Annotated in this window: 20 protein-coding genes and 1 riboswitch; of the genes, 10 read left to right on the forward strand and 10 right to left on the reverse strand. The window is 45.0% G+C overall.

Going from position 1 to position 23870, the window contains the following annotated elements; all coding sequences use genetic code 11:
• Positions 1-383: 383 nt before the first annotated feature.
• Entirely contained in the window at positions 384-1628 is a 1245-nt protein-coding gene (locus tag Q4Q57_RS06080; RefSeq protein WP_071939955.1) for a dicarboxylate/amino acid:cation symporter, read from the forward strand.
• Positions 1629-1720: 92 nt separating this feature from the next.
• Here Q4Q57_RS06080 and Q4Q57_RS06085 read toward each other — a convergent pair whose 3' ends face one another.
• Both Q4Q57_RS06085 and Q4Q57_RS06090 read right to left on the reverse strand, forming a co-directional pair.
• The gene (locus tag Q4Q57_RS06085; protein WP_268649795.1) at positions 1721-2191 is read right to left on the reverse strand and encodes a hypothetical protein; all 471 of its coding nucleotides are present in this window, start codon (positions 2189-2191) and stop codon (positions 1721-1723) included.
• 430 nt (positions 2192-2621) lie between these two features.
• Positions 2622-3116: a TIGR00645 family protein gene (locus Q4Q57_RS06090; RefSeq protein ID WP_006084177.1), complete on the reverse strand. Its 495-nt coding sequence runs from the start codon at positions 3114-3116 to the stop codon at positions 2622-2624.
• Between the two features lie 396 nt (positions 3117-3512).
• Here Q4Q57_RS06090 and Q4Q57_RS06095 point away from each other — a divergent pair, with 396 nt between their 5' ends.
• Positions 3513-4082: a DUF7010 family protein gene (locus Q4Q57_RS06095; protein WP_311890152.1), complete on the forward strand. Its 570-nt coding sequence runs from the start codon at positions 3513-3515 to the stop codon at positions 4080-4082.
• Positions 4083-4523: 441 nt separating this feature from the next.
• Here Q4Q57_RS06095 and Q4Q57_RS06100 read toward each other — a convergent pair whose 3' ends face one another.
• The 3 genes from Q4Q57_RS06100 to Q4Q57_RS06110 form a co-directional block, all read right to left on the reverse strand.
• Positions 4524-5477: a hypothetical protein gene (locus Q4Q57_RS06100; RefSeq protein ID WP_311890153.1), complete on the reverse strand. Its 954-nt coding sequence runs from the start codon at positions 5475-5477 to the stop codon at positions 4524-4526.
• Between the two features lie 27 nt (positions 5478-5504).
• On the reverse strand, positions 5505-6494 hold the full coding sequence (locus Q4Q57_RS06105; RefSeq protein WP_311890154.1) for an NERD domain-containing protein: 990 nt from the start codon (positions 6492-6494) through the stop codon (positions 5505-5507).
• A gap of 526 nt (positions 6495-7020) precedes the next feature.
• On the reverse strand, positions 7021-8028 hold the full coding sequence (locus Q4Q57_RS06110) for a class 1 fructose-bisphosphatase (RefSeq protein ID WP_311890155.1): 1008 nt from the start codon (positions 8026-8028) through the stop codon (positions 7021-7023).
• 266 nt (positions 8029-8294) lie between these two features.
• On the opposite strand from Q4Q57_RS06110, the gene Q4Q57_RS06115 reads away from it, so the two are divergent.
• A complete protein-coding gene (locus Q4Q57_RS06115) occupies positions 8295-10610 on the forward strand; it encodes a S9 family peptidase (RefSeq protein WP_311890156.1) in 2316 nt (771 codons plus the stop codon).
• Positions 10611-10709: 99 nt separating this feature from the next.
• On the opposite strand, the gene arcA is transcribed toward Q4Q57_RS06115, so the two are convergent.
• Positions 10710-11426 (reverse strand): two-component system response regulator ArcA, encoded by a 717-nt coding sequence (gene arcA, locus Q4Q57_RS06120; protein ID WP_006080127.1) that lies wholly within the window; start codon positions 11424-11426, stop codon positions 10710-10712.
• A 588-nt stretch (positions 11427-12014) separates the two neighbouring features.
• On the opposite strand from arcA, the gene Q4Q57_RS06125 reads away from it, so the two are divergent.
• From Q4Q57_RS06125 to Q4Q57_RS06135, 3 genes are all read left to right on the forward strand, one after another.
• The gene (locus Q4Q57_RS06125; protein WP_006080129.1) at positions 12015-12449 is read left to right on the forward strand and encodes a DUF3293 domain-containing protein; all 435 of its coding nucleotides are present in this window, start codon (positions 12015-12017) and stop codon (positions 12447-12449) included.
• A gap of 101 nt (positions 12450-12550) precedes the next feature.
• Positions 12551-12725: riboswitch (Lysine riboswitch) on the forward strand.
• 150 nt (positions 12726-12875) lie between these two features.
• A complete protein-coding gene (gene lysC / locus Q4Q57_RS06130) occupies positions 12876-14231 on the forward strand; it encodes a lysine-sensitive aspartokinase 3 (RefSeq protein ID WP_311890157.1) in 1356 nt (451 codons plus the stop codon).
• 1 nt (position 14232) lies between these two features.
• A complete protein-coding gene (locus tag Q4Q57_RS06135) occupies positions 14233-15354 on the forward strand; it encodes a M14 family metallopeptidase (protein WP_311890158.1) in 1122 nt (373 codons plus the stop codon).
• A gap of 103 nt (positions 15355-15457) precedes the next feature.
• On the opposite strand, the gene Q4Q57_RS06140 is transcribed toward Q4Q57_RS06135, so the two are convergent.
• Positions 15458-16423, reverse strand: a complete 966-nt coding sequence (locus Q4Q57_RS06140) for a zinc transporter ZntB (protein WP_115333867.1) — start codon at positions 16421-16423, stop codon at positions 15458-15460.
• A 197-nt stretch (positions 16424-16620) separates the two neighbouring features.
• On the opposite strand from Q4Q57_RS06140, the gene Q4Q57_RS06145 reads away from it, so the two are divergent.
• A complete protein-coding gene (locus Q4Q57_RS06145; RefSeq protein ID WP_259520574.1) occupies positions 16621-16995 on the forward strand; it encodes a YacL family protein in 375 nt (124 codons plus the stop codon).
• Positions 16996-17085: 90 nt separating this feature from the next.
• On the opposite strand, the gene Q4Q57_RS06150 is transcribed toward Q4Q57_RS06145, so the two are convergent.
• Positions 17086-17715 carry a response regulator gene (locus tag Q4Q57_RS06150; protein ID WP_012588584.1) on the reverse strand — a complete coding sequence of 210 codons (630 nt, stop codon included), beginning with the start codon at positions 17713-17715 and terminating at the stop codon, positions 17086-17088.
• A complete protein-coding gene (gene narQ, locus Q4Q57_RS06155; RefSeq protein ID WP_311890159.1) occupies positions 17708-19543 on the reverse strand; it encodes a nitrate/nitrite two-component system sensor histidine kinase NarQ in 1836 nt (611 codons plus the stop codon). The genes Q4Q57_RS06150 and narQ overlap by 8 nt, the downstream gene beginning before the upstream one ends.
• A gap of 225 nt (positions 19544-19768) precedes the next feature.
• Between narQ and nrfA the strand changes: the two genes are divergently transcribed.
• Positions 19769-21172: an ammonia-forming nitrite reductase cytochrome c552 subunit gene (nrfA, locus tag Q4Q57_RS06160; protein WP_012588582.1), complete on the forward strand. Its 1404-nt coding sequence runs from the start codon at positions 19769-19771 to the stop codon at positions 21170-21172.
• A 137-nt stretch (positions 21173-21309) separates the two neighbouring features.
• On the opposite strand, the gene Q4Q57_RS06165 is transcribed toward nrfA, so the two are convergent.
• Positions 21310-21852: a hydrolase gene (locus Q4Q57_RS06165; protein ID WP_259589490.1), complete on the reverse strand. Its 543-nt coding sequence runs from the start codon at positions 21850-21852 to the stop codon at positions 21310-21312.
• A gap of 343 nt (positions 21853-22195) precedes the next feature.
• Here Q4Q57_RS06165 and Q4Q57_RS06170 point away from each other — a divergent pair, with 343 nt between their 5' ends.
• Positions 22196-22534 (forward strand): P-II family nitrogen regulator, encoded by a 339-nt coding sequence (locus tag Q4Q57_RS06170; protein WP_028761800.1) that lies wholly within the window; start codon positions 22196-22198, stop codon positions 22532-22534.
• A gap of 10 nt (positions 22535-22544) precedes the next feature.
• On the forward strand, positions 22545-23795 hold the full coding sequence (locus Q4Q57_RS06175; RefSeq protein ID WP_311890160.1) for an ammonium transporter: 1251 nt from the start codon (positions 22545-22547) through the stop codon (positions 23793-23795).
• The last annotated feature ends 75 nt before the right edge of the window (positions 23796-23870 follow it).

Raw genomic sequence — 23870 nt, forward strand, 5'->3', positions numbered from 1 at the left:
TCTGCGTTAGTGTAATTATCTAGTTTTAAATTCTTTTATAAGTTGAATTTTAGTCATTAAGACTGAGGTTGATTTTCTAATTGTTTTTAATATGTTTGCATTGTGATTTATTGGTTTTCATTCTGTTTAAATATGCAGTTTTAAATAAGTCTTTAGTCTGCTCATTGATTGAGCATAATTATTATTTGTCATTTAAAATCAATTTATTACTAATTTTCCGTGATGCGGTTAGCTTAATTTAAGATGAAAAAGTGAAATTTATTCATTGAATTAACGGCTAGCATGTTTCACTATCCCCTGCCTAAGCCAAAAATGGATTGGCAATTGTGCTCATCATGGAAGATGAATAACAAAAAAACTACATTTCTGGGGAAACCACAAGCATGATGAAATCACTTTCGACGCGGATCTTTATAGGTCTGTTTGCGGGTCTTATTTTCGGCACAATAGTGCAGTACTTCTTAAACGATATCGGCTTCTTCTCGGACAATTTGGTCGAGCTTGCCGGCGGCGTTGGCACTATGTTCGTCAATATGATCATGATGCTAGTCGTGCCATTAGTGTTTGTGAGTATTGTTTGTGGTGTCTGTGAGCTGCAAGATCTCAAAAGTTTTGGCCGTTTAGGCGGTAAGACCTTCGGTTTTTACATCATCAATACCTTTGTCGCGATCGCGACGGCATTATTAGTCGTGCTGTTACTCGACCCTGGTAAAGGCGTCGATATGAGCAGCACAGACGGCGTGGCGATTACTGCGACTGAGCTGCCAAGTTTGATGGCACTGGTGATCGACATAGTCCCACGTAACCCTGTGGCGGCCTTTATGTCGGGCAATATGCTGCAAGTGATCTTTATGGCTTTAATGCTTGGCGGCGTGATCAAGTCACTCGGTGAGCATGTAGTTGGCGCAGTGCAAGGTTTTCAAACCGCGAATAAAATCATGATGAAGCTGATTTCTGTGGTCATGAGCCTAGCGCCCTACGGTGTGTTTGCCTTGATGTTCAAGCTCGGCGCGACTTTAGATGCTGGCGTGTTTATGAGCGTAGTTGAGTACATGGTGCTGATCCTCGCGCTGCTACTGCTGTGGATTTTTGTGGTTTACCCAATGGCTGTGGGCATATTTACCCCAATTTCGGCCAAAACTTTCCGCGAGAAGACCCAAGAGCAAGTACTATTTTCACTGTCGACCGCAAGCTCGAATGCGACTATCCCTGTGACTATGCGCACCTTAACCGAAAAGTTAGGTGTGAATCGCGCGGTAGCAGGCTTTGGTGTGCCACTCGGCGCGACCATGAATATGGGCGGTGTAGCGATTTATATCACTATTGCCATCTTCTTTGTCGCTAACGCCTTTGGTATGCCTATCACCTCTGATCAATTGCCTTCGCTGCTATTTAGTATATTCCTGCTCTCTGTCGGTGCCGGCGGTGTGCCTGGCGGCGGCATGGTGATGATAGGCGTGTTAATCCATCAAATGGGTTTACCGATAGAAGCCTTCGCCATAGTTGCAGCATTAGACCGCATTATCGATATGGTGCTGACCTCTTGTAACGTGGTAGGTGATGCTGCGGTATTGACCATAGTGGACCAAACCGAGAAAGTGCATCAGGTTGAACTAGCGAAGAGCTAATCTGGACGTTAAGTCATATGCTATAAATGCAAAAGCCACTGTCATCAGTGGCTTTTTGTTTTTACGATTTGATTAAATGCTGATTGAGGTGACTACTTGGCACAATCTTGTTTCAGTCTGACCACTGCATCGGCAAAGCCTACGGCAACTAGGTCTGCACTAGTGTATTTGCTAGAGCGAAAAGATACTGCTTCAAGGTGTATTTGTTGAGCCTGCAGTTCACCTAAACTTGCCCATAGATCTGGGTTGGCAGCGCCCCCACTACTAAAATTCATCAGTGAGCCAGTACCATGCAATTTCAGCTTAGTCTGTTCGCCACTGGTAATGATGAGTACGCTAGGATCACCATTAAATGCAAAGGACTCCGACATAGTGACATTAATGCTAGGTTGCAGATCGCCAACGGAGCAGGCCAAGGTTAATTTGAGATTTTTATCGATAAAATCGATGCTATGACTCTTCAGTGGTATTCCTTCTGCGTTTAGAGTTGAGGCCAAATCTTCCTTGGCATGGGCGTAGCCAATATGGCTGACGAGCATGAGAGCCAGTAACTGTGTTTTCACTTTACTACCTTGCGATTACAGGGATGGTTATTTACGGATAGATGCATTAGTGACAAGTTTGTCAAAAAGGTGGCGATTATAGATTTTTTTGACGCCTTTGGGTAAGTATTTTTAATGGATTTAAACCGTATGACTGATATCTAAATATTTAATGCAACAAGTTGAAAAATAGATATTACAAATCGCTGCATTAAGATTTAAATGAGTGCAGATTAATGAGTCAACAAGGTGAAATTAAGTTGATGTGTGTGGAATAACTAGTGTTAGTGGATTGCTTTAATTTTTTGGGTTTTGTCATTAAAAATGCCACTCAAAAGAGTGGCATTGCAATTTAGTAGAAGCGAATAAACTTTATATTTGCCTAGGTTTTACTTTTAAACTTTCCACAGTGTTAAAACCGTTAACGCTTAACTTATTCAGCGTGAAGCAACTACTTACCAGCGCGGGTCATTTTATCTAAATAGCCCATGGCAAAGGCTGACAACACGAAGGTGATGTGGATTAACAGATACCACATGATTTTGTCGTTATCGATATTCTTCACATCCATAAAGATTTTTAGTAGATGAATGGATGAAATCGCCACGATAGAAGCGGCGACTTTGTTTTTCAGTGAGCCAGAATCCAGTTTGCCAAGCCAGCTTAGCTTCTCACTGTCTTCGCCCACATCTAACTGTGAAACGAAGTTTTCATAGCCAGAAAACATCACCATCACAATCAGGCCGCCGACTAGAGTGATATCAATTAAGGACAGGGTGACCAGCACCAGATCGACTTCGGTTATCTCAAAAATAATCGGTAGAATATGGAAGATCTCTTGGAAGAATTTAATGCCTAAACCGATTAGGACTAGGCTTAATCCCAAGTAAATCGGCGCCATAATCCAGCGAGATGCATACATCAATTTTTCAAATATTTGTTCCATATTCCATTTAACCCTTAATCTAAAAATGCGGTAAAAAATCGAGTTGCCAATGACTAAAACAGTAACATAGCGCATTTTAGGCGCGCGATAGCCCTAGGGTAAAGCGTGAGTTATATGCTGTTATTGTGTTTGCGTCACCATTGTAGTCATCTAATCCCGATTTTGGGTATTAGCTGCGCCACAGGGATTAACTTACTTATGCCTTTGATATGTTTGATTGTCGCTTTTTTCAAGCTGATACCAAAGTAAATTCAGCAACAGAGGACCACGTTTTTACACTTTCTAGGACTTTGCTGAAAGAGGTGACATTTGTCATCGTCTATTGCTGACAACACACACTGCCGTGCTGGATTGTTAGCGTAGATACTTAAGCCATCTAAACAAGGAGGCTTAACCATGCAACACATATCATTGGATCAACAGTTAATCGAATACCGTCAACAACGTGCTTTGGCTATGCCCTTATCTGGCATGATAGTGTGGATCTTGCTGTTTGCACTAAGTTTTGTATTACCTCCTTCACAGTTGGTGATGGCGGTATTTATCGGTACTGGTTCTATTGTCTATTTAGCCATGGGCATTTCTCGGCTAACCGGTGAGAACATGTCGTTCAAGAAAAAGCATGAGCGTAATTGGTTTGATAACGTATTTTTGGCCGCAGTGGGCATGAGTATCCTGACCTTTGCAATCAGCATTCCATTCTTTATGGAAAATTATCTGGCATTGCCTTTCGCCCTTGCGGTGCAAACAGGTTTAATGTGGTTAGTCCACGGTGTTTTAGCGGCGCAAAAGGTGGCGATTGTACATGCGATTGTGCGCACTGTGGCTTGCGCGGCTGCTTTTATGTTGTGGCCTGAGTTGAGTTTTCAGCTTCAACCTTTGATTGTGGTGATATGTTATGGGTTTTCGATTCCACTAATGGAACGTCGTTGGAAGATTCAGCAAAATCTTTGTGTTGCGAGTTAGTGGTTTTTACTGTGAGTAATTGCGGCCTTCGGCCGAGGTCGGTTAAAGTCGTGGGGCTTCACCCCACACCCGATAATAATGCTGGTTTGTTTGGCGTTTGAATTGGCAAGGTTATCGCTGTGAGTATGTGAATTATTGCGGCCTTACGGCCGAGATAGGTCAAAGTCGTGGGGCTTCACCCCACACCCGACCAAGAGGGGATCAACAGCAATTCCCTCTTGGATCTCCTTTGCCGCCCCTAGCGAAGTTACATGCATTGGTCACTAGCCTTGGTCTTATGGATAAATTGCTATCGCTTCCGAAGGCAACGTCCCTATACCTACGAAAGCTAGCCGGTCATCCCTGACCGGACTCACGCAATTTATTCCAACGCCCTTCAGCAACTTCGCAGGGGAAGGTGAACTTCTGTGATATCGGTGTTGGCTCTAAATCCCAAAAGAGTTATGCCTGCCCAGATTCTATTTTCTTAATGGCCCAATAAGTTTCCCAATGTATTTTAGCTTGCCATAGCTCATAGGCCAAAAATGTCATAATAGTAGCGAACATCATTAATAAACCTTTTAATAGGTCTGTTTTGAAGCTATTAAATTCGAGATGTTGTGATGCTACAAATAAAGTGATGTTATTATTCTCTAGCATATCGCTGCTAACTATCCGTTTTAAAGCATTTAAATAACCGCTGTTTTCAAAGGCGAAACTACTTTTTTTGAAGTATTTGATATCACTATTTGATGTGTTTTTACACTTATTAACACTATCACTGATTAGCTTGTCTATTTTTTCACTTGGGTATTTTTCTGTTTTTTCAACCGAAAATGGGTAGTTGAAACCTGCCCAAAAATTGCCACTGCTATCAAGGCTAATAACGCAGAAGACATCTATCGCCTTGCTGTATCTTTGTGATGGACTTAATTGGATGTGTACTGATTTTTGCCCTGATAAATCAGCCGTTTTGACAGTGAAATATACAGGCATTCCTTTTTCTTTCCATTCGGTTGGACTATCTAGTTCTGATAACCTTGATAAACCAAATGAACTTAATAAAAAAGCAGATATTAATAAAAGTAACTGCAGTGAGAAAAGTGATAACCACATTGAATCTTTATATCTTGGCTTTTTAAATTCAATAAATGAAAATGGCTTTTTTATTAATCGAGTTGAGAGGTATGACACAAATCCAGAAATGCAGAATAGGCTTATAATCCCATTCCATTCAATGCTAGTTAGATAGGTTTGATAAAAGTGATTGTGACCAATTAACTCGGATAGATACTTTGTAAAGAATATAGATGATAAGAAAAATAATAGCGTAATACCGCTCATATGCAGTAGTACTGGTAATAAAAAGTACCTCAACTTAATTTTATAGGGCTTCATGTTCGCTGTAGTAGACAAAATTATGAGTATCCTAATTGATTTCGTTTAGATAACCCTATAATGGTTATCACAATCATTACAATGTAATGTGTAGGTCTCTTTAGCTTTAGTTATTTTCGTTTGTGTACTTTGACACTGTGGGCATGCTTGTTTCATTGGCGTGTTTTTGGTGCATTGATTGCATTTTATGTAGTAACCAAACTTACCGTACATTGGAGTGTAGTTTGTTGATTCTCCGCAATGTTTGCAGCAAAGAATGCTGTTTGTTGTTGGTTGCGTTATTGCTTGGTTCTTTGCTTCTGCCACTTTGTTAACGTCAAAGGAGGCAACAGGCTCTTTGACTTGTCGTGTTTCAGTGGGAGGTATTTCAGTTGTTGCTTGATATGGGTCTATATGTCGATCGATTAAGAATTTAGCAATTGAATTAAGTTCTTCTTGATTAAAATCTGGGCGGGTATCACTCATATTTATCAGTCGGAAGAATTTGCTTTTAAGATTCATGATCTTTTCAAGCTTCTCGACTAAAAATTCGGTTTTAACTAATTGCTCTGAAACTGCCGTAGGCATAGTTTCTCTGTTGATTACCGCGTCGCTTGAGACCGCGCATAAATGATCCCAGCAGCGCATACCGAAACCTTGTTGTTTTATCCCGAGTAACTTACCGAGTATTTCACTTCGATGCTGTTTTAGCATTTCTTTAAGCAGCGATTGTTGCAGTTCAACTTGCTTGATTGGTGATGGCATACCAAACCAGTTATTGCCGTGACTGCGAGTCCATTCGCCATGTTGGTTTACATCCACTTGACCTTTTATGCTTTTAGACTCAATTAAAACAAAACCATAGGGATAAATAATTAGGTGATCAATTTGCGCGGTTTCGTTGTTAAAGGTGAATCGAAAATCATTGATGACCAACACTTCTGGATGATCTTTGAAGGCGCGACGCAAATAGAAGGCAACATCCTGTTCTTGTTTTTGACCCGCGATAGCCTGTGGTGTTTGGGTATTTTGAAGTGTTTTGGTTTTTAGAATCATTTATCAACAGCGTCCATTCATAACTTGATAATAATCAGCCTCATAATACCCACTTTGCCATTGAAAGATAAAGACAAAAATCGCTAAACGTTAACGTAGCTCAAAGATGGGAAAGTACAAATCTTTGGGGAGTTACATCCAACACAGAAGTTACAGAAGTTCACTTTCCCCTGCGAAGTTGCTGAAGGGCGTTGAAGACTCTTTATTGAAAGGATGTCTGCGTAGCTTTCGGGGTACAGGATGTACCATCGGAAGCGTTAGCTATTTTCGAATAAGCACGAAGCCAGTATTCAATGCATGTAACTTCGCTAGGGGCGTCTTGGAGAATCCAAGGAGGACAGGACGAGCAGTCCTCCTTGGTCGGGTGTGGGTTGAAGAACCACGACTTTGATTCACCTCGGCCGTAAGGCCGCAATTACTCCGGCGGTAAAGCCGTATAAAACTCAAATGTCGCATTACGCGACAGCAAAAAAGCCACTGTGGTCAGTGGCTTTTGTCATAAAAATCAAAGCTTAAGCGATTGAGCTTACTCTATATTTGGCTCTTCGCTGTAATCTAATCCATGGTAGCTTAGGCAAGCGTCGACTTCGTTGCTGCTGCCTAAAATCACCGCAACACGTTGGTGAATTTGCGTTGGTTGAATATCCAGAATGGTTTCATAACCCGTTGAGGCTTTACCGCCGGCTTGTTCGACTAAAAAAGCCATTGGGTTGGCTTCGTACATCAAGCGCAGTTTGTAAGGCTTTTTCGGATCTTTATTGTCGGTTGGGTAAGTGAAAATACCGCCACGGGATAGCACGCGGTGTACATCGCCGACCATGGCAGCAATCCAGCGCATGTTAAAGGATTTTTCGCGTGGGCCTATTTTACCGAGCAGTAAATCGGCAATATAGGTCTGCATTGGCGCTTCCCAAAAACGTTGGTTCGACATGTTAATGGCAAACTCTTGGGTATCTGGGCTAATGCTCATGGCCGCGTTGGTCAGTAAAAATTCGTTGGTTTCTGGGTGTAGGGTAAAGAGTTGCACGCCTTGGCCTGTCGTGAGGGCGAGCATGGTTGATGGGCCGTAGAGCACATAACCTGCGGCTAACTGATTGCGGCCCGATTGCAAAAAGCTTGTTTCAGTTAACTCGCCAGCAGGGGCGGGCCCCTTTGTTGCTGGTAATATGGAGAAAATGGTGCCGACTAACGAGTTGATATCAATGTTAGATGAGCCATCGAGCGGGTCGAAACACACTAGATATTGGCCATTTGGGCTGACTTCAACCACATGATCTTCTTCTTCCGATGCCAAACCGCGCACTGTACCGTCAGCTTTTAATGCATCTTTGAGCAGGTCGTTGGTGATGATATCCAGTTTTTTCTGGGTCTCACCTTGGACGTTTTCTTGCTCAGTCGCGCCTAACACGCCTGCAAGCGCACCGTGGCGAACGGCATGGCTAATGGCTTTTGAGGTGTCGGCTAAGGTTAAAATTAGCTGGGAGAGGGAGTCGTTCACTGCCTGTGAGGTCAAGTGCTGGGCCAGAGTCTGCATGTTATGTCCTTTAGAGGTTCAACAATGAGGTCAATTTCGTTATTTGCCGCGAATGATAACTCAGTTAGTCGACAATTTCAGCGATGTTGCTGATGCTTTTAGCGAATATTAAGGCTTTTAGGGATTATTTGGATTGAGCTTGGCGCAAGGGCCTAATTTGTATCGGCATATTGCATGCTATTTCTATTTAGGGTTTGCCTCTGGCACAATGTCGGCTTGTTTTTAATCGCTGACATCTTAGGCGATTATGTTTCCAAGGAATAATAATGATTAAAAATAGGTTAACTTGGTTCCCTGCGTGCTCACTTAAGGTGCGCGCCGTTCCCCTACTGATAGCGAGCCAAATGGCCATGATTTCGACTGCTATGATTTCAACAACCACCCCAGCTTTGGCAATGGAAGGTGGCAAACTGCCACTGACGATTGAGCGAATGAATGCCTCACCTGCCTTAGCGGGCACCAGTCCCCGTGGCTTAAAATTGTCACCCGATGGGCTGCGGGTTACCTATCTTGCTGGCCGTAAAGATAATCAAAGTTTTTATGATCTCTGGCAGATGGATGTTAAAACTGGTGAGTCGAGCCTGCTATTAAACGCCGATAAACTCGCGACAAATGAATTATCCGATGAAGAAAAAGCCCGCCGCGAGCGCCAACGTATTTATGGCGAAGGCATTATGGAGTACTTCTGGGCCGATGATAGCCAAGCGCTATTAATTCCGGCCTCTGGCAATCTGTATTATTTTTCCCTCGTCGATAATAGCGTGACCCAATTGCTGATTGGCGAAGGGTTTGCCACAGATGCACGCTTATCGCCCAAGGGGCATTTTGTGTCTTTCGTGCGGGATCAAAATTTGTATGTGTTAGATCTGACGACGAAAAAACTCCAAGCTATGACGACCGATGGCGGCGGGGCAATTAAAAATGCCATGGCTGAGTTTGTCGCTCAAGAAGAAATGGATCGCATGACCGGTTACTGGTGGGCGCCCGATGAATCGGCTATCGCCTTCACCCGTATCGACGAATCTGCGGTCGAGCAAGTGACGCGCAATGAGATCTATGCCGATGGCATTGAACTTACCGAGCAGCGTTACCCAGCCGCAGGTAAAAACAACGTCGACATCGCATTAGGTGTGGTCACGCTAAAAGATAAGTCCATCAATTGGGTGAGCCTGCGCGAAGAGAATAGCAAAGACAAGAGCAAAGACATTTACCTGCCGCGTGTCGATTGGTTGCCCGATAGCAAACACTTGTCGTTCCAGTGGCAGAGCCGCGATCAACATCAGCTCGATTTGCAGTTAGTGGCGTTAGATGCACTGACTAAGCCAAAAACCTTAGTGAAAGAACGCAGTGATGCTTGGGTAAACCTCAATAACGATCTGCATTTCTTAAAACAGCAGTCTGCCTTTATTTGGGCGTCTGAGCGTGACGGCTTTAATCATCTATATCTTTTTGACTTAAAAGGCAAACTCAAAACGCAATTGACTAAGGGCGAGTGGGCTGTCGATGAGTTGGAATACATAGATGAAACCGCAGGCTGGGTGTATTTCACCGGCCGTAAAGACACGCCAATTGAAAAACAGCTTTATCGCGTGCCTTTAGCGGGCGGCAAGGTTGAGCGCGTGAGCAAGCAAGCGGGGATGCACAATCCTGTTTTCGCCGATAATCAGAGCGTATATCTGGATTATTTCAACAGCTTATCTCAGCCACCGCAAATCAGTTTACACGGTGACGAGGGCCAGCAACTGGCTTGGGTCGAGCAAAATGCGGTCAAGCAAGGTCATCCTTTATATGACTATGCGGGACTATGGCAAATCCCTGAATTCGGTGAACTGAAAGCCGAAGATGGCCAAGTGCTGCAAACTCGTTTATTCAAACCTGTGCCGTTTGATGTCAGCAAGAAATACCCTGTCGTTGTGCGGGTTTACGGTGGGCCGCACGCACAGTTAGTGACCAATAGCTGGAGTGAGCAGGACTATTTTACCCAGTATCTGGTGCAGCAAGGCTATGTAGTATTCCAGTTGGATAACCGTGGCAGTGCGCACAGAGGCACTCGGTTTGAGCAGGTGATTTACCGTCATTTGGGCGAAGCTGAAGTGAATGATCAAAAAGTGGGGGTGGATTATTTACGGAGTCTGCCCTTTGTCGATGCCGATAATGTGGCGATTTACGGCCACAGTTACGGTGGTTATATGGCCTTGATGAGTTTATTTAAGGCGCCGGATTACTTTAAAGCCGCGATTTCGGGCGCACCTGTGACCGACTGGCGCTTGTATGACACGCATTATACTGAGCGTTACTTAGGTCATCCTGAAGCAAATGAAAAGGGTTATGAAGCCAGCAGCGTGTTCCCTTACGTGAAAAACTATCACGCAGGTTTGTTGATGTATCACGGTATGGCCGACGATAACGTCTTGTTTGAAAACAGCACTCGGGTGTATAAGGCGTTGCAGGATGAAGGCAAGTTATTCCAGATGATCGACTATCCGGGATCTAAACATTCGATGCGCGGCGAGAAAGTGCGTAATCACTTATACCGCTCATTAGCGGATTTCCTCGATAGACAGCTGAAAAGCGCTAAGTAACAGACATAAAAAAACCAGATCCTAGGATCTGGTTTTTTTTGTGAATCGATGCTTATCGAATCAATCCTGTTGCTAATGCGGGTGTCGCTTAGCGGGCAATTAGCCTTCTAAGTTACCGCAAAAGCGATAGCCTTCACCGTGAATAGTCGCGATGATTTCTGGCGTATCTGGCAAGCTTTCGAAATGCTTGCGGATACGACGGATAGTCACGTCTACAGTACGATCGTGTGGCTTAAGTTCACGGCCAGTCATTTTCATCAGTAGATCGGCACGAGTCAAAATTTTGCCTGGGTTTTCAACAAAGTGCAGCATAGCGCGGAATTCGCTACGTGGCAGTTTGTAGGATTCACCCTGTGGGCTCACTAATGAACGGCTGTTGATCTCTAAGCTCCAATCGTTGAAGCGATAGTATTCTACTGAGCTCTTTTCTTCGACTTCGGCACCAGCGCTGTTGACGCGAGTCAGAAGGTTACGAGCACGAATCGTCAATTCACGTGGGTTGAACGGCTTGGTAATATAATCGTCCGCGCCAATTTCAAGTCCAAGGATTTTGTCGACTTCGTTGTCACGACCTGTCAGGAAGATCAGACCGATGTTGTTGATTTCACGTAGTTCACGTGCCAACAACAGGCCATTCTTGCCTGGCAAGTTAATGTCCATAACGACCAAGTTAATTTTGTTTTCCTGCATAGCCTTATGCATTTCTGCGCCATCATTGGCCTCAGTTACCACATACCCTTCTGCCTCGAAAATACTTCTCAGCGTGTTACGGGTAACGGCTTCATCTTCAACGATCAGAATGTGCGGATTTTGCATATTATTTACCTAAATTTTAATCAGTTTATACTAACCAATAAGAGCAACTTACTTCGGGCTCTTATATTCATAAAAGCGTTGATACTTCCTTGAACTGCTTTGTGCTCAAAAGGAAAATCTTTACGGTGACATCTATATCTGGATGTAGATTAAGTGCACGTTTAAGTGTAATACGAGAAAACGTAATCAGTACCAACTTCGATAAGCAATAGTTAGAATAAGTTCCTTAACTATTGTTTTTTTTAAATGTTTAAAAGACAAATCAAATGTAGAACACATTTTAAACAGATGCCCGGTCAGTTCACGTTACTTAAAGCGATATATGTAACAAACTGTATTGAACGATAAGCATCTTGCTCAATCTGTTTCAACTCACCAGTACGTACATTGTACTCGTTTTAGTCATTTGTTAACAAATGAAATGTTAACAAATTTTAGGTGAGTCGGGGTTTTTACCATGATATTTACTTTAGCTATTGATTAGTATAACTAATGTATTTGCCATTCCTGTGAGCCAGTTCACGCCTCTTTGGATTTTACAATCACTCTGCTACACTAGCTTGGGTTCATTTTTCGATTAGACTACCAATGGACAATACGACTCAAGATTTGTGGCAATGTTACCAAGCGCCGTTATTTTTGCTGACTCAAGCATTATCCTGTGATTTTTCCTTTGCTGTTATTACCGCTCATAATCCCGCTTCAAAGCTGCTTTCTCCCAGTCAAAACCGTTTACTCGATCGCCAACTTCTCCGTGAAATTGAATTACTCGGCAGTCCCTATCGTGCTTTAGTGGGCGCGGCGCCGGATTTATCCCACATGGAAAAAAGCTGGGCCGTGTTTATCGATAGAACGATGGCGCTGCAATTGGGGAAGAAATTTAATCAATACGCGATTTATGTGGTCGAACAAGGGGAGGTGAGCTTAGTGCCATGCACTTTGGCCGGACATGATGAAGTGTGTTTAGGCAAATTTAGTGATTATGTGCAGCTGGTATACGAGTTGCCCGATTTAAGCACTTAGTTGTTTTCAAAATATTTTATTTAAATTATTCATTTGTTATGAAATTAGCATTGACTTCATTAGGGGTTTATTGCTACTTTTTTCGTCCCTTTCCCTAGGAAAGGAACAGAAGAGGAGCGTTAACTAGGTAGTCGGTCAGAGGAGCACAAACTCCAGCGATGACTGATGAGGGAGATTAACGCCGAGGCATAGATATGGTTGTTGCATGTTTATGTCGGTCGCTCAGGCTGAATCCTGACGATTGTCACCTGTAATTGGTGGAGAGCTTCTGGTGACGATTGCTGTTTCCCTTCTTTTGGGGTGCGTTATCATTGAGCACCAGGCTCTTCGAACGAAGTTAGTTCGGAGTGTGATCATGTTAGTTAATCAATATTTTATTCAATCTGCGTTTATTTCTTGCCCTACGTGTTTCACGGAGGTGCGCTAATGTCCCTCGTTGTCGCAAAATTTGGTGGCACCTCAGTCGCCGACTATAACGCTATGAATCGCTGTGCCGACATAGTGTTAGCTAATCCTCATTGCCGTTTAGTCGTGGTCAGCGCATCGAGTGGCGTGACCAATCTGTTAGTTGAATTGACCCAAGAATCGATTAACGACGATGGTCGATTACAGCGATTAAAACAAATTGCCCAAATTCAATATGCGATTTTAGATAAGCTCGGTCGCCCTAACGATGTGGCCGCCGCATTAGATAAATTATTGAGTCGCATGTCAGTATTGAGTGACGCGCTCGCATCACAACGCAGCAAAGCGACCATGGATGAGTTGTTGTCCCTCGGTGAGCAATGTTCTTCGGCGTTGTTTTCGGCGGTGATCCGCGAGAAAGGTGTTAACTCTAGTGCCTTCGATGTGCGTCGAGTATTACGTACCGACAGCCATTTTGGCCGCGCCGAACCCCAAGTTGAGCAGATTGCGACTTTAGCTCGTGATTATCTACAGCCACAGTTAGCGGAACAAGTGATTGTCACACAAGGCTTTATCGGTGCCGATGAAGCAGGTCAAACGACCACATTAGGCCGCGGTGGTAGTGATTATTCTGCAGCCCTGTTAGCCGAAGCGTTACGCGCCTCAGCGGTCGAGATTTGGACCGATGTAGCGGGGATTTATACAACCGATCCGCGTCTTGCGCCCAATGCTTTTCCGATTGCCGAGATCAGCTTTAATGAAGCCGCCGAGATGGCGACCTTTGGTGCCAAGGTATTGCATCCTGCGACCATTCTTCCTGCTGTTCGTCAACAAATTCAAGTGTTTGTTGGTTCAAGTAAAGAGCCTGAAAAGGGCGGGACTTGGATCCGTCATCAAGTGGAAGATGCGCCCGTATTCCGCGCTGTGGCTTTGCGCCGCGATCAAACCCTGTTAAATCTTCACAGCTTGCAAATGTTGCATGCGCAGGGCTTTTTAGCGGAAACCTTTGCGACATTGGCGCGACATAAGATCAGTGTGGATTTAATTACCACCTCAGAAGTGAACGTGTCTCTAACCCTCGATAAAACCGGTTCAGATTCTAGCGGTCAAGGTCTGTTGAGTGAGGCATTGTTGCAAGAATTATCACAGCATTGCCGGGTGCGCGTCGAAGATGGATTAGCCTTAGTGGCGATTATCGGTAACCGCATTGCGACCACGCCGGGTATTTGTCGCCGTGTGTTTGAAGTGTTAGAACCACACAATGTGCGGATGATTTGCCAAGGCGCCAGCCCACATAATCTGTGTGTGTTAGTGGCAGAATCGGAAGCGGCGCAAGTGGTGAAATCGCTGCATCAAAATCTGTTCGAAGGCGCTTAATATGCTGCCGACAACATCGTCTCTGCAAATTGGCGAGCTTGCCGCAGGGCAAGCGCTTACCTTGCCTATTTACCATTTTAAGCCGAGCGACGATAAGGCGACTGGCCCCAAAGTGTATATTCAGGCCAATGTCCACGGCGCTGAAGTGCAAGGTAATGCGGTGATTTATCAGTTGATGAAGCAGCTTGAACTCTGTGACATCCGCGGTGAAATCACCTTAGTGCCATTGGCGAATCCACTCGGGATCAACCAAAAAAGTGGTGAGTTTACCCTCGGCCGATTTGACCCTATTACAGGCGCGAATTGGAATCGTGAGTATTTGAATCATGCAATCGATTTGCCGACTTGGTATAGCGAACATGCCAAGCTCAGTGATAACGAGCTGATCCAAGCTTATCGCAGTACTTTGGTTGAAGCCTGTCAGCAAAAGTTGCGGCATGAGTGGGGCATTACTACTGGCCATAGACTCGCGGTTAATCTGCAGATTATGGCCCACAGCGCGGATATAGTGCTCGATCTGCACACAGGTCCTAAGTCTTGTAAGCACTTGTATTGTCCTGAATATGACTTAGCTGCTGCGCAGTTTTTGTCGATCCCTTATACGCTTGTTATCCCCAACACCTTTGGTGGTGCCATGGATGAGGCGGCGTTTTGTCCTTGGTGGCAATTAAGTGATTTTGCAAAAGCGCAGGGGCGAGATTTAGCCGTTGCTGTGTCAGCGTTAACCTTAGAATTGGCGAGCCAAGAGCGCGTCTGTCTTGAGGATGCGTTGGTTGATGCCCAAGGGATTTTGGCGTATTTAAGCCACAGAGGTGTGATCGCTGAAACCGTTGCGCCCGCTAAAATGCAGCGCTTTGGTTGTTACCTTAAGGACTATAAAAAGTATCACGCGCCAAGTTCAGGGTTAGTGGAGTACCGCGCGCCAGTGGGTGAACCACTGGCTGCGGGACAGCCCTTAGTCAATTTACTGCGTATGGATTTATACGGTACGGCGGATGAGCTAAAAACGGTCAGTTTGCCCCAGGACTGCGTGCCGATTTTGCACTTTGCTTCGGCATCAGTGCACCAAGGGACAGAGCTTTATAAAGTCATGACTCATGTGTTTGAGTTGCCGACGACATAATCGCCCGCTTAGAGCATAAGCATTAGCTCATAACAATTAGCTTATCGGACTGAGAGAAAACAACGCCAATCCTAATCGATTGGCATTGTTGTTTTTAAGGTAGCTATAACCACTTAAATCGATAAAACAGCGCCATTTGTAGGGCGACGAGTGAGATTAATATGCCGCAGAAGGTGGCGAAGGCCCAAGTGTTGTCGGCGCCCGGTATGCCGCCAATATTGACCCCGAGTAAGCCGGTTAAAAAGCCTAATGGTAAGAAAATTGCCGACACTAAGGATAAGAAATATAAGCGTTTATTGAGCTGTTCCGATTGTTGGCTGAGTAATTCTTCCTGAGTCACATTTGCCCTGTCGCGCAGGGCATCGAGATCTTCAATGGTGCGGATAAGCTTATCGTTTGTTTCCCTGAGTTTAAGTCGCTCCGAATCGTTAAACAGACTAACTTGCTCGGAAATCATTTTTGAAAAGGCTTCACGCTGGGGCGCTAAATAACGGCGAATGGCGACAGTTTGGCGGCGCAGTTCGGCGATATCGGTGCGTAAGTCTTTTACATTGCCAGAGACAACGAGCTCTTCTAAATCAGAGAGTTGTTCTTCTAACTTATCGATGAACTCGACTTTACGGTTAGTGAGTCGCTCGCAGACAGCGACGATAAAGTCACCCGTAGTTGCAGGCCCATTGCCCTCAAGGATCAACTCGGCGACATCTTTGACCGACTGTAACTCGCGATCGCAGGTGGATATGATCCGCTGTTTATCGGCATAAATACGCACGGCCACCATGTCTTCGGGAGCCGAATTGGGGTTGAGGTTGACGCCGCGTAACGCGAGCAATATGCCTTCGCCGGCGATAACGGCGCGGGGGCGAGTATCTTGGGCGAGTAGGGCATCACTCTCGACCTTCGGCAGGCCGCTATTGAGTATCCAGTGGCGCGCCTTTTTATTGCGATAGCGAAGATGCAACCAGAGTAGGCCATCCTGCGGGTTCCATTTTTCAATTTGCTCTAGGCTTAAGGTAGAACCCGCTTGGGCGCCACTCAGCACTAAGCTGTAGATAAATCCTTCGTGCATATCGCATTCCATATCTCTTTCAAAATCATATAAACAAGCTAACTGATTTTGTCATGAAAATGAAGTCAGTACTTGTGCTTAACGGATAAGAGGCCAACGCCAATAGAGTTAAATCGGCTGTGCTGCGTGGGGCGAGCAACTTCGCCAAGGATAGGTTAAAATTAGCATTAGTAGGCTTAGAGCAAAGAGACAATAAAATGGAATACGAATTTCGGCGCAACAGTTTAACCGGCACTTTTCTGGCCAGCTTTAGCATGGATCATGAAGTGCTGGGGCAGTGGTTTACAGAAGAATTAGGGCCAGACTTAGCCAAAATTCAGCAAGTGTTGGGCATGATTAAAGACATTCAAACCGATAAACGCGGTGCATGGCGTCTCGTTGGTAATGATTTTACCTTAGAGTTAGAGCGTGAGCAGGCGCGGGTGTTTGCGAATACGTTAGGTTTCGAGCAAGAGTATGAATTAGAAGAGGCGATGTCACTCTATGATGCTGAATCTGAAGCCTATTGTGGCCTTGAGGATTTTGAGCAGGCGTTACTGAGTTGGCAGACATTTATCGAGAAAGGTCTGTAATCATCCATTTAAGTCCAGTTCGATTAAAAACATAAAGGCAATCATGGGATTGCCTTTATTGTTTGCGCTATACCTCGCTAAACTCAGGGATTAGTGATTAAGGTAGCGTACCGCCATTTCGGTTCTCGACTTGGCATTAGCTTTACGCAGTAGGTTTTTCACATGCACTTTGACTGTGCCTTCACTAATGTGTAAATGCTCTGAAATCATCCGATTACTTAAGCCTTCCGCCAGTTGCTCTAGAATTTGGAGCTCCCTTGGCGTCAAGCTCGAAATCCATTCTTGCTCATCGGTCGCATCTTTTAGCTCGTAGAGGTATTCCTCCACTTCATCACTGATAACTCTGTGGCCAAGCATGGCATTTTTGAGTTTTTCGAGCAGTAAATCGGGCTCAGTATCTTTGAGCAAATAGCCGTCGGCTCCTGCGCGTAATAAGCGGATCACATCCTGTTTGGCATCGGAAACTGTGAGTATCACTATGCGCGAGGTGACGCCCTCTTGGCGCATGGCATTGAGGGTATCTAGGCCTGTCATGCCTTTCATATTCAGATCGAGCAAAATAATGTCGGGTTCATCGGTGGCGACGGCGGTTAATGCGTCTAAACCGCCACCAGCTTCACCAAAAAGGCTGAAATCAGGATCTGAGGCAATGAGCTGGCAGATGCCTTTGCGTAACAGGGGATGGTCATCGACCACAAGTACGGAATAAGGTTTACCCATTTGAAGGCTCCTGTTGAGAGGGGAAAATAAGTGTTACTCGAGTGCCACTTGAACCTTTGCTTTGCTGCGCAAGGTCGAATGAATGGTTAGGCTTGAGTGCATCGTCTTGTTTATTGCATCCTTGCTCAATCGTGGTGGTCGTCGCTGCGTTAAATCGGCTTATTTCATTGTTGCTAAATACGACTTTACCTGAAAGTTTGCTGGCTCGCTCATGCATAATCCCTATGCCAAAGTGTTGATCTCGTTCTTTTAAGTGTCCAATACCTATGCCGTTATCACAAACATCGATATTGACCATGCCTTTATCATCTTTATAGCAATGGATATTGATGAGGCTGGCCTCGGCGTGTTTGATGGCGTTTAGAGTCGCTTCTCGCGTGATCTGCAGTATGTGAATATGCTGCTTTGCCTCTAACCATTGTGGTGCAAGTTTATAGTCTAAGGTGATCTTGATATTCGTCTTGGCTCTGAGCTGCTCGAGCATAGCCTCTAGGGCACTTTTTAGATCGGGTTCTTTAATTGTGAGTCTAAAGGTAGACAGCAATTCCCTGAGCTGCACATAGGCAGTGCTCACGCCTTCGTTGATTTCGGTTAATTGCGCCTCAACGATCGGGCTGCGGCAACTGCAATCTAAGTTTTTGCGTAATAAGCTAATTTGGATTTTGAGGAAGGACAGCACTTGCCCTAAGGAGTCGTGTAGCTCCCGTGCGATCACGCCGCGTTCCTCCATTAGCGCCAGTTGTTGTCTTTGCTCAGTGGCGTTGTGGATCACAATTGAGCGGGTCAACATAATCGCGAAATTATTAAATAGCGCGATATTCGGTGTTTGGTCGGCAATTAACTCTAAATAGCCTAAATTAGCCTGCTCAAATTGCAGTGGGAAACGGGTACTCTCTTGAGTCATATCTGGCCAGCCGCCATCGGCCTCAATCACTTCAAGCTCTTGCTCTGGATACTGGATAATGAGCCTAAGGTAGTCGAGTGACTCATAGCCTTTTAACTGATTTAGTGCCGCTTTGAGCGCTTTGTAATCGAGCTTATTTGCGTTTAATGTCAGTAGGTTATCGTATAAAAATGCCAGCTCATTGTTGGCCCGAGTGAGTGCTAAGGTTTTCTCTGCCACCTGCGACTCTAAATCGCCATAAAGCATAGCGAGTTCCTTGGCGGTTTTTTGCAGGGCATGGGTGAGCGCTGTAAGTTCGATATATTCGGTTTCGGGCATTTCGATTTCAAAATTGCCTTTAGAAATAGTATTCGCCGATTCCATAAGCTTTTGCAGTGGGATTACCACTTTCTTCTTAGTAAAACGCACCGCCACAAAGGCGATAATGAGCATGACGCTCAAGCCTAATATTTGGCTGGCGGCGAGGAGCCTGAGTTTAAAGGCGGCGTGGTGCTCCATCTCCAATACCAGTAAATCTATGGTGTCGACAAAGTCCTTGAGTGACGCCACATAGTCGCGGGAGTTTTCTTGCTCTATGTAGTATTTCATCACCAGCCATTTATCGATCACGAGCTGATATTGATCGGCAATCTTACGTGGACTAAACCAACTATCTGAAGGCTTTAAGGTATCGGAATAGAGGGTGTTTTCGAATTCGATGATTTTATCGAGCGCAGCATCACTGCCAGAGTTGGCGTAAAACATCAATCGATAGCTTTGCATCCGCAAAGAACCCGAGGCGTTAATCGCCTTAGCGTCGCCCAAGCTGTAAGACAAATTGATGATAGCAAAGGTCGATAAACTGCTAGAAAGCAGAATGAGTACTAACATTAATCCTAAGATTTTTGAGGTTAGACTGCCTCGTTTCATTAATCCGCTATTCATTTTAATGGCCGCTGTTATGGCACTTTGCAGTGGTTTTTACATTAGAAAATAATGTAATACATTAACAAAAGTATAGAAGTGTGAACAACAACACCTTTACATTTTGATCTAGCGCAAACTTCGACCTAGATACCCCCTAAGAGGTATATGTTTAGCGGGATTAAGTCACTAAGTTTGACCATGGAGATGTCGTGATTTACAACAATAATGCAACACGGAGATGAGATGATGAAGAAGATGACAGGTAAGTCCTTTGCACTAAGTGCACTGGTTGCCGCCAGCTTCATGGCGGCGGGCGCAATGGCGAGTGATAAAACTGAGCCTCGCAACGAAGTTTATAAAGACAAATTTGCTAATCAATACGCTAGCTGGCATGACACAGATAAAAGCACTGAGAATACCGATGTGTTAGCCTCGGACCCGAGCTTAGTCGTGCTGTGGGCAGGTTATGGTTTTGCGAAAGATTACAACGCACCACGTGGCCACATGTATGCCATTACGGATGTGCGTAACACTCTGCGTACTGGCGCACCTACCAACGCGGAAGATGGTCCAATGCCGATGGCTTGTTGGAGCTGTAAGAGCCCAGATGTGCCGCGTTTGATTGAAGAACAAGGCGAAGATGGTTACTTCAAAGGCAAATGGGCAAAAGGCGGCCCAGAAGTGGTGAACACCATAGGCTGCGGTGACTGCCATGAAAAAGGCACGCCAAAACTGCGTATATCCCGTCCCTTTGCTGAACGCGGTATGGAAGCATTAGGCACACCCTTTGCCAAAGCGTCTAAAAAAGACAAGCAATCAATGGTCTGTGGTCAGTGCCACGTTGAATACTACTTCGAGAAAAAAGAAGGCAGAAAAGGTTTCGTTAAATTCCCTTGGGATATGGGCACAACCGTTGAGCAAATGGAAACCTATTACGACGGTATTGAGTTCTCCGACTGGACGCATGCGCTGTCTAAAACCCCTATGTTAAAAGCGCAGCACCCTGGTTATGAAACTTGGAAACTCGGTGTTCATGGTAAGAACGATGTGAGCTGTGTTGATTGTCACATGCCAAAAGTGACTAACGACAAGGGTCGTAAGTACACAGATCATAAAGTGGGTAACCCATTTGATCGTTTTGAAGAAACCTGCGCGACGTGCCACAGCCAAAGTAAAGAGTTCTTAGTCGGCTTGACCAACGAACGTAAAGCGAAAGTAAAAGAGCTTAAAGGCCGCGCCGAAGCACAACTGGTGAAAGCGCACTTTGAAGCCGCAGCCGCTTGGAAAGCCGGTGCAACTGAAGCGGAAATGAAGCCTATTCTAACCGATATCCGTCATTCACAATGGCGTTGGGACTATGCGATTGCTTCACACGGCGCTGCTGCGCATGCCCCTGAAGAAGTCTTACGTATCCTAGGCACAGCGGTAGATAAAGCGGCAGATGCGCGGGTTAAATTAGCGCAATTGTTAGCGAAAAAAGGCATCACAGATCCTATCGCGATCCCTGATATTTCTACTAAAGCCAAGGCACAAGCCGCTTTAGGTATGGACATGGAAAAAATGAATGCAGAGAAAGAAGCATTTAAGAAAGACATGTTACCTAAGTGGGATGAAGAAGCGAAAAAACGCGAAGCCACTTATAAATAGTGTTTAACAACTTGTTTTTAACCTGAGCTAACCCCTCATGTAAGCAAAAGCCCTCGCTGACTCCGCGAGGGCTTTGAATGTCAACGTCATGCCTGAACCAAGGGCTGTTTACTTCATTAGAGCCAAGGAGTGAATTGCTATTTTATCAGTTTTAATAATGCCCTAAAGCGCTCGCCTTGGGCTTGATGTTGTAATTCAAATAATAGCGATTCCACGTTAGTTAATAAGGCGCCTCTGGTCGTCATCATCTGAATACCCAGTTGTTTATTCTCGGCACTGCGTGACGAAACGCCGTCTGCGACGAGATGCACCAAATATTGCTGTTCTATAAGGTCACAACAGGTTTGATAAACACACACATGGGTCTCAATGCCCGCCAGTATGACGTGTTTGCGATCCGTCTTAGTGAGTGCCTGCGCAAACTCTTCACAGTGCCAGCCGCTAAAATGTTGCTTGGCAATGGGGGAGCCGGTTTTCTCTAGCAAGGTTTGAAGCTCAGGACTGGTTGCTCCGAGCTTATCGGGTAGCTGTTCTAACCATAGTATAGGTATTTCAAATAATTGTGCACCTTGGATTAAGGTCTGTAGTTGTTGGTGCAGCTTGTCACTGTTATCCATGATTTGTGCAAGTTTTCCCTGCACATCGACGATAACGAGAACACATTCTTCGGGTTTTAACATCGGGCCTTCCTTCTGCGCTTGATGATTGTCTTAGTGATGATCTTCGCTTTTGTCTAAGAGCTTGTGCTGTGATGCTCAGATTTCATCTCGATTTACGCTTCCCCAGTAGACCCCAATTTAACCTTGTTACCAATAGGCCTAAGGTCGAATAGCTGTTGCACTTAAACTGCTCACTAAAAGAGTGCGTTGCACTTGTTTGTGCTCGATCATGGTGCATTTTTAACCTTTAAAAATAACCTTGTTTAGTTAAAGTTTAAAATAATCAGTAAGTTAAATTGTTGGCCTAATGATTGAATTACCTTTGATACAAATTAATAACAATCGCGTTTTTTTGGAGGTCAGGATGAAACTAGTCAGCGCTATCATCAAGCCATTTAAGTTGGATGATGTCCGTGAAGCTATCGCCGGAATAGGTATTGAAGGCATGACGGTGACCGAAGTTAAAGGTTTTGGCCGTCAAAAAGGGCACACAGAGCTGTATCGTGGCGCCGAGTATCAGGTGGATTTTTTGCCAAAAGTAAAACTAGAAATTGCCACTAAGGCTGAAAATCTCGACATGTTGATTGAGGCCATCACCACGGCGGCTCATACGGGGAAAATTGGCGACGGTAAGATCTTCGTCGTCGACTTAGAACATGCTATCCGTATCCGTACGGGTGAACTCGATACAGAAGCGCTATAAGGGGCTGATAATGGAAGAATTAACAAAACTAGGTGGCACAGTCACTGAACTACGCTTTGCACTCGATACCTTTTACTTTTTGATCTCAGGTGCTTTGGTAATGTGGATGGCAGCGGGATTTGCCATGTTAGAAGCGGGCTTAGTTCGCTCTAAAAACACCACTGAAATTTTAACTAAGAACGTGGTTTTGTACGCGATTGCCTGTGTGATGTACCTATTGGTTGGCTACAACATTATGTATGTCGATAACACTGAAGGAGGCTGGCTACCATCGATTGGTACCTTAATCGGTTCTCAATCATCGGATGCGAGCCATGCATTAGAATCTGACTTTTTCTTCCAAGTGGTGTTTGTGGCAACGGCGATGTCAATTGTCTCTGGCGCTGTGGCGGAACGGATGAAGTTATGGGCTTTCCTATTCTTCTCTGTGGTAATGACTGCAGTTATCTATCCAGTGGAAGGGTATTGGACTTGGGGCCAAGGTTTTATCGCAAAACTGGGCTTTGTGGACTTTGCCGGTAGCGGTATTGTGCACATGACTGGTGCGACTGCAGCGATTGCGGGGGTATTATTGCTTGGTGCACGTAAGGGTAAATATGGCCCTAACGGTCAAGTGAATCCTATCCCAGGCTCTAATTTGCCGATGGCAACCTTAGGTATGTTTATTCTGTGGATGGGCTGGTTTGGCTTCAACGGTGGCTCGCAATTAATGGTGTCGGATGCGGCGAATGCGAGCTCAGTGGCAAAAGTGTTCGTAAATACTAATACTGCGGCTGCATTTGGTGCTATCTCTGCGCTTATCGTGTGTAAGATGATTTGGGGTAAAGCGGATTTAACTATGATCCTCAACGGGATCCTAGCGGGCTTAGTGGCGATTACGGCAGATCCGCTATCACCTTCACTGTTAATGGCGGGCGTGATTGGTGTGGTTGCTGGTGGTTTAGTGGTGTTCTCTATTGTAGGCTTAGATCGCATTAAGATCGATGATCCAGTGGGCGCGATTTCAGTACACGGCGTGGCGGGTTTTCTTGGGTTAATGTGTGTGCCATTATCCAACGCTGATGCGACTATTACTGGGCAGTTGACCGGTGCAGCCTTCATCTTTACTTGGGTATTCTGTTCATCCTTTGTGGTCTGGTATGTGATTAAGAAAACCATGGGGATCCGTGTGACAGAGGAAGAAGAATACAATGGTATGGATGCGTCTGATTGCGGTATCGATGCCTACCCAGAGTTTGTTACGGTTAAAAATGCTGGCTAAGTAAACTGGCGAATGAATGGTGATTCAACTTGATGCCTAGCGTGGAACGAGGGATAGTAAAGCAGAGCTTAGGCT

The sequence above is a fragment of the Shewanella sp. SP2S2-6 genome (assembly GCF_031931965.1).
Lineage (GTDB): Bacteria > Pseudomonadota > Gammaproteobacteria > Enterobacterales > Shewanellaceae > Shewanella > Shewanella baltica.

Excerpts from the sequence above, each read along its gene's own strand:
- Q4Q57_RS06080 (WP_071939955.1), top strand. The coding sequence starts at position 384 with ATGATGAAATCACTTTCGACGCGGATCTTTATAGGTCTGTTTGCGGGT.
- Q4Q57_RS06090 (WP_006084177.1), bottom strand. The coding sequence starts at position 3,116 with ATGGAACAAATATTTGAAAAATTGATGTATGCATCTCGCTGGATTATG.
- Q4Q57_RS06095 (WP_311890152.1), top strand. The coding sequence starts at position 3,513 with ATGCAACACATATCATTGGATCAACAGTTAATCGAATACCGTCAACAA.
- Q4Q57_RS06105 (WP_311890154.1), bottom strand. The coding sequence starts at position 6,494 with ATGATTCTAAAAACCAAAACACTTCAAAATACCCAAACACCACAGGCT.
- Q4Q57_RS06110 (WP_311890155.1), bottom strand. The coding sequence starts at position 8,028 with ATGCAGACTCTGGCCCAGCACTTGACCTCACAGGCAGTGAACGACTCC.
- Q4Q57_RS06115 (WP_311890156.1), top strand. The coding sequence starts at position 8,295 with ATGATTAAAAATAGGTTAACTTGGTTCCCTGCGTGCTCACTTAAGGTG.
- arcA (WP_006080127.1), bottom strand. The coding sequence starts at position 11,426 with ATGCAAAATCCGCACATTCTGATCGTTGAAGATGAAGCCGTTACCCGT.
- Q4Q57_RS06125 (WP_006080129.1), top strand. The coding sequence starts at position 12,015 with ATGGACAATACGACTCAAGATTTGTGGCAATGTTACCAAGCGCCGTTA.
- lysC (WP_311890157.1), top strand. The coding sequence starts at position 12,876 with ATGTCCCTCGTTGTCGCAAAATTTGGTGGCACCTCAGTCGCCGACTAT.
- Q4Q57_RS06135 (WP_311890158.1), top strand. The coding sequence starts at position 14,233 with ATGCTGCCGACAACATCGTCTCTGCAAATTGGCGAGCTTGCCGCAGGG.
- Q4Q57_RS06140 (WP_115333867.1), bottom strand. The coding sequence starts at position 16,423 with ATGCACGAAGGATTTATCTACAGCTTAGTGCTGAGTGGCGCCCAAGCG.
- Q4Q57_RS06145 (WP_259520574.1), top strand. The coding sequence starts at position 16,621 with ATGGAATACGAATTTCGGCGCAACAGTTTAACCGGCACTTTTCTGGCC.
- Q4Q57_RS06150 (WP_012588584.1), bottom strand. The coding sequence starts at position 17,715 with ATGGGTAAACCTTATTCCGTACTTGTGGTCGATGACCATCCCCTGTTA.
- narQ (WP_311890159.1), bottom strand. The coding sequence starts at position 19,543 with ATGAATAGCGGATTAATGAAACGAGGCAGTCTAACCTCAAAAATCTTA.
- nrfA (WP_012588582.1), top strand. The coding sequence starts at position 19,769 with ATGATGAAGAAGATGACAGGTAAGTCCTTTGCACTAAGTGCACTGGTT.
- Q4Q57_RS06165 (WP_259589490.1), bottom strand. The coding sequence starts at position 21,852 with ATGTTAAAACCCGAAGAATGTGTTCTCGTTATCGTCGATGTGCAGGGA.
- Q4Q57_RS06170 (WP_028761800.1), top strand. The coding sequence starts at position 22,196 with ATGAAACTAGTCAGCGCTATCATCAAGCCATTTAAGTTGGATGATGTC.
- Q4Q57_RS06175 (WP_311890160.1), top strand. The coding sequence starts at position 22,545 with ATGGAAGAATTAACAAAACTAGGTGGCACAGTCACTGAACTACGCTTT.